This window comes from Enterococcus sp. AZ128, assembly GCF_051714485.1.
GTDB lineage: Bacteria > Bacillota > Bacilli > Lactobacillales > Enterococcaceae > Enterococcus_A.
The window spans coordinates 1-6117 of the sequence record NZ_JBIORZ010000011.1; the positions used below are offsets into that span (position 1 = coordinate 1).

The following is a 6117-nucleotide window of genomic DNA, read 5'->3' on the forward strand; positions in this document are numbered from 1 at the left end:
AAGACCGACAGTAACGGGGTTTTGCTCTATGAGAATTTGACCAATGGAAACTATCGGTTGGTCGAACTGAACAATCCCGATCCACGTTACACGGATAAACTAGAGATCGTTCCACCAGATGGAAAAAATGAATCTGGGAAGTATTACTTTACGATTGATGAAACTGCGGCAGAGGGTGTCGCTGTCAGTGCCTACAATGAACTGGCTAAAGGGAAGATCACTTTAGTCAAAAAGGATGACGATACGGGTGAAAAACTGAATGGTGCCCAGTTTACACTCCGCAAGAAAAATGGCGATGAATTAGTTACACCGCAGTTTTTATTAGAGACAGGCAAAAATTATAAGTACCAATACAACGATACTGGGAAAAAATATGAATTGGTGGAGGACACGGGATCAACTGGAAAAAAAGGTGAAATCACGGTCTCAGGGTTGCCAATAGATGAGTATTATTTCCAAGAAGAAGCAGCGCCAGATGGCTATACCTATGATGACGACGGTAAGTCTAATATAGCGGAAATCTCCGACGATGGAGACACAGTCAGTGTAACGAGAGAGAATCGACAAAAAGTCGGAAAACTCAAACTGACTAAAAAAAATTCGGATAATGAAAAATTAGACGGTGCCGAATTTGAATTGTACTTAGTTAATCCAGATACTACGGAAATTCAAATGGGAACGACGTTTGTTACCGGAAAAGACTATGAGTACAAGTACAATACTGCCAACGATGACTATGAATTTATCGAAAGTGCGGGTACTAAAGGAGAAATCACTATTACTGGATTGCCTTTAGGAAAGTATTACCTGCTGGAAACCAAAGCTCCTGATGGCTATAAAATTGTTGGCGATGGCAAAACAGCGGTCAGCGAGATTACTGATGATGGTGTACTTATAACCTTTGAAGTGACGAACGACCGAGCAGAAGGCGGCGTAACACTGGAGAAGAAAGATGCCACAAATGATAAAAATTTGAAAGGCGCGAAATTTAAAGTAGCCACGAACAGTGCGGGTAATACTTGGTTTGCACCGGAAGAATTAGAAGTCGGTGATGGAACGGCTGCTAAAGGAACGTACAAAGCAGTCAAAACAGGCGCTGTTTGGAACTTCCAATTAGAAAATATCGTGACACCTGCTGGGGAATTAGTGATTACCGGTATGCCGGAAGGAACCTATTATTTTGTAGAAACCCAAGCACCAACTGGCTACGTACAAATATCGTCACCAGTAAAATTCACGATTACCGGCGGTCAGCTGGCAGCTGCGAATGTAGTAACGTTTAAAAATGAGCCGAAGGGCACATTGCCTGAAACTGGCGGCAACGGTCATTCATTGATCATTAGTCTCGCGGTCTTCTCTTTCATGATTGTAATCGGCTATTTTGCGAATGAACGATTTAAGCAAAAAAAGGCAGGTGATGGACGATGAAATTGAAGCATATTCTTTTCCTGCTGCTGATTTGTTTGGCTGGATTTTTATGGACACAACCAACCAATGCTGCAGGTGCAGAAACGCAGGTATACATCCATAAACGTCTATTTGTAAATCAAGAAGCACCTAGTCAAATTAATCAAGATGGTGCTTTAGGAAACGCCGATCTGTTAAAAGATTCGTATGGAGTCAATGGCGCAACATTTGCAATTTTCGAAATTGGTGACTATCTTCGCCAACATGTTATGACAGATAACAATCTCTCGTTTGATCAAGCCAAAGATTTTGTCGCGGATGAAGCCAATGTCCTGCGAAGTGAGTTGGAAGTATTGGCGACGCCTGGTCACGCGGACCGCGCAACTATTCAAGCTAGGTACCCTAAAATTCACTTTGTTCAAACCAAAGATACAGCCAAAGGCAGCTTTACTGATAGCGCTGGAAACAGTGTGATGGAGGATGGTTTGCTATCTGTTACGTTACCAACGGATAAGCAGCAAGTCTATCTTATCGTTGAATTGGATAGCGGTGATAGCTTGCCGGTCGATCACGCGGGTTTATCTAATTATCTAGTTTTAGATAGCAGCTTGTTTGTATCAGATGCAACACATGTTTATACCAAGAATAAAGCTTATGTTCGTGAACCGTATTTTGTCAAAATGGCGAAAGAAAATGACGGTTCCGCGAGTCCCTTAGCAGGTGCCAGCTTTGTTCTATCGAAGAATGAAAATGGCGAAAAATTCTATTTAAGAACTACGGCAGGCTCAGTCAGCGATTGGCTATCTGAAAAAGAAATCAAGGATTCCACGTTGAAAGATGAACGAGTGAAAAAAATGGTTTCAGATAAAGAAGGAATTGTTCGACCAGATTTGGGACTGAAAAGCGGCAGCTATCTATTTGAAGAAGTCGCGACTGTCGAAGGGTATGAGATCTCTGATCAGGCCCGGAAAATTTCGGTGGAGATTCCTCAAGATCAGCGGCAACCGATCTTGATCAACGGAGTCGAAGTCGGCGCACTATCGCAAAAAGATAAATTACCAGTTGTTTACAATCAGCGAGTGACTGGAAAGAAAAGTTTCCAAAAAGTCGATGAAACATCCGGTGAAGCGTTAAAAGATGCAAATTTTGTGGTTGCAAACAAAGACACGCATTATCTAACGAAGCAAAACGAATGGGTCACGGCCGAGTACGGTAATCAGCATCCAGATGAGCTATTGATTTTAACAGCTAATGAACAAGGAATCTTTGAACTTGATGGAATGGAATACGGCAGTTATTCCTTATTAGAAGTCAAAGCCCCAGATGGTTATTTTTTACCCGAAAATTATTTTATTGATTTTGAGATTAATGATACCAGCGGCGGAACCACAGAACCACTGAAAATCGTTAATAAAAAAGGTGAAAACAAAGAATTATCGCCTACAAATTCGAGTAATCAACCGTCTAGTAAGCTTTATAATGAACTACCAAGTCGACGATTGCCACAAACCGGAATGACTCACTCTATTTACCTACTTTTCCTTGGTTGTCTGTGCATTCTTGCAGTACTATTTCTAAAAATAGAGAGACGCGTTTAAATTTTATAGACTCCCTATATTTGAAAAAGAAAAATGACTCACAACAAAATATAAACAGCTTAAAAAGAAGATAATAGCATTGTTTGGATTGTCTGTTTTCATATGATTGTTATTTAGGAAAAAGTTTCAATAGCCAAGAATTTCAAAGTTATGCTATTTAATAAGGAATAACCCTTACGGGTTATTGGAACGATGGAAGTCGTTTCAAAATATATAATAAGAGGAGTATGAGCAATGAAAATTAAGAAAAGATTTTTACCCCTATTAGGTATCGTTATCTTTCTTGCAAGCAGTTTTGCTGGATTAGGTAATGGAATTGTAGCTGAAGCTGCACCAACAGATGTTGATGTAAATATCTATAAAGGGGCATATGATTCAAAACCTACGGATATTCAGAATACCGGGGAAAAAGATGAAGACTGGCATACGAATAATGGCGGTCGTCCGTTAAAAGATGTTGGCTTTACAGCTTATGATGCAACTGAAAAGTTCTATACATTAGCTGCAGCGAATCCGACTTGGTCAGTCAATCAATTGCGTGATGCGATCGCAACTGCTGGGGCAGCTGGTTTGACAGCAGTTGGGACTGAAAAAACTACGGATGCAACTGGTCATGCGAAATTTACATTACCAGACAAAGTAACTGTAAACTCTGTAGAAAAAGATGCAGTCTATCTATTCGTAGAAACCTCTCGCCCAAGTAATATCTCGGCTGGCGGAGCGGCAGACAACATGGTAGTGATCTTCCCTGTATATAAAATGAATGCAGATGGAACACCTACGAATGACAAACTTTCTGAACTTTTCTTATATCCAAAAAATGTTCAAACAGATGATATTGATGTAGAGAAAGAAAAAGAAGAAAAAGATGATTTCACTGTTGGCGAACCAATCGAATACAAGATCACATTCGATGTACCAGTAGGTATCGATGGTTTAGCAAACAATGACCCATTGAATCCAGTTTATCGTTATACTCAGTTCTTCCTACGTGATGAATCTCAATCAAACTTGCATTATTTAGATAATCAAGGTCTTTATGTTGTAGAGGCTGATGGCGTGACGTTAACACCGATTAGCGATGTTGATTTCTCAGTTGTCGCAGATCCGACGGGTACACCGATCAATACAGGGTATACAAATATTTTCCATGTATTTTTCAATGACAAGGATAGTTTAACAAACCAAACACCTGATGTTGTAAAACTTGGTCAATATGCTGGCAAAAAATTAGTCTTCAAATATCGGATGTATTTAGATGAAAATACAACACCAGATGAGTGGATTGATAACCAAGCGACATTGCAATATGAAAACAATCCAACAAATGGTCTAGAAACTTTACCATGGACAGGCGATGATGTGATCACTTACGGCCGTCGTTTTGAAAAAGTTGACCAAGACAACGGGACTTCTCTAGATGGTGCAGAGTTTATCGTGAAGCGTAAAAATAATGGCGTGACTGAATATATGATCGCAAAAGCGACACCAACTAGTCCATCACGCTGGTCTACAACTAAAGGCGACGCGCTAGTATTAACTTCTGCAGGCGGCGGACTATTTACTGTTGAAGGTCTTGAAGGAACAGTTAGTCATGATGCAAGCGGAACAGCTTTACCACTAGAAACTGTTTCAGGCAGTTCTTCGGTTGGTGACCCAACACACCCAGCAACAGTTGGGAAAGAACTCATTCAATACTGGTTAGAAGAAACAAAAGCACCGAATAATAACTATGTCCAACTTACTTCAGATATTCCTTTCACTGTTGATTATGGAACATATACATCAACAATCGTCGTTGGACAAGAAACAGAAGTAGAAAACAAACGCAAAGGTACGTTGCCAGGTACTGGTGGAAACGGCATCTATGCAATCATCGCAATCGGTGCTGTAGCAGTACTTGCGGTCGGCGCATACTTCTTACGCAACAAAGAAACCGTTGAATAATAGAATCAACAACTGATTAATTATAGGCCGGGATATCAATCATTTGTGATTTGATTCTCGGCCTTTGTATTAAAGGAGTGGAATGGCTCGATGAAAAAATGGAAGAGAAAAATCGTCATCGATATCCTCATGATGTTGATTCTAATTTTTGGGATTGGCACCATTGCGTATCCTTTTATTGGAAATACTGTTATGTCCTATCTTGATCAGCGAATCATTGAACAAGCGCAAGAAAAAGCGAATCGAGAAGATCAAATCAATATGGCCGCTTCTCAGAAAAAAATGCAAGAAAAAAATGCTCAATTAGCTTTGGAAGGAATTAATGCAGGCGGTGATCCTTTTTCTGACAAAGAAGAAGAAAAAGATTTCTCCAAAAATCCTGATTATTTAACGGATCATACTGTAGGTGTCATATCCATTCCTAAAATCGATGTCAGCTTACCGATTTTTGATCGAACGAGTGATTTTTTTCTTGAACGGGGGGCCTGTTTATTAGAAGGGACGTCTTATCCGATTGGCGGGGAAAATACTCATTCCGTGATTTCGGCACATCGCGGCTTATCAAAAGCCAAGTTTTTTACGGATCTGCCTGAATTAAAGAAGAAGGATCTTTTTTATGTTGAAATTGGCGGAAATACGTTCGCCTATAAAGTAAGAAAAGTTCAGGTGGTCAAGCCGGAAGAAACAGAGCAGCTGCGAATCGAGGACGGGAAGGACTTAGTAACCTTGCTTACTTGTACGCCGTATATGATCAATTCACATCGCTTGCTGGTAACTGGAGAACGAACAGAATTACCGGCTAAGGCCAAGCAAGAACTTGATGCTTTGAAGAAAAAGCAAAAATGGCTGCTATTTTTAGTGATCGCTTTAGGAGTGATTGCTTTAGCAGGGATCGTTTACCTTTTCTGGCGCCGGATCAAAAAGCAGATCATCAGAAATCATCGGTACACTATTTTGATACCCGATATCCCAAATGGCAGATATAAATTATGTTACAGGAAAAGTAATAAGCCGGTGCTTGAAAATAAGAATCCGATTATATTGCAACCGAATGCAGAATCTACGCTGACAAAGCATGATTTAAGAGGTGGTAAATATGTGTTGAAAGGGGAAAAACAACACTATTTCCTATGGATAGATCAAATCAATCAAGTGGATTTTTCAT

The 6117-nt window shown here is 40.1% G+C and carries 4 protein-coding genes; all 4 read left to right on the forward strand.

Translation table 11 applies throughout. The annotated features are described in order from the left end of the window. The coding region (locus IGI38_RS24785; protein ID WP_438734611.1) for an MSCRAMM family protein at window positions 1-1428 on the forward strand (1428 nt) is incomplete at its 5' end. Then, window positions 1425-3005 (forward strand): SpaA isopeptide-forming pilin-related protein, encoded by a 1581-nt coding sequence (locus tag IGI38_RS24790; RefSeq protein ID WP_438734612.1) that lies wholly within the window; start codon window positions 1425-1427, stop codon window positions 3003-3005. The genes IGI38_RS24785 and IGI38_RS24790, both read left to right, overlap by 4 nt. A 234-nt stretch (window positions 3006-3239) precedes the next feature. Continuing rightward, window positions 3240-4952: a SpaH/EbpB family LPXTG-anchored major pilin gene (locus tag IGI38_RS24795; protein WP_438734613.1), complete on the forward strand. Its 1713-nt coding sequence runs from the start codon at window positions 3240-3242 to the stop codon at window positions 4950-4952. Window positions 4953-5042: 90 nt separating this feature from the next. Beyond that, on the forward strand, window positions 5043-6117 hold a 1075-nt coding region (locus IGI38_RS24800), incomplete at its 3' end, for a class C sortase (RefSeq protein WP_438734614.1).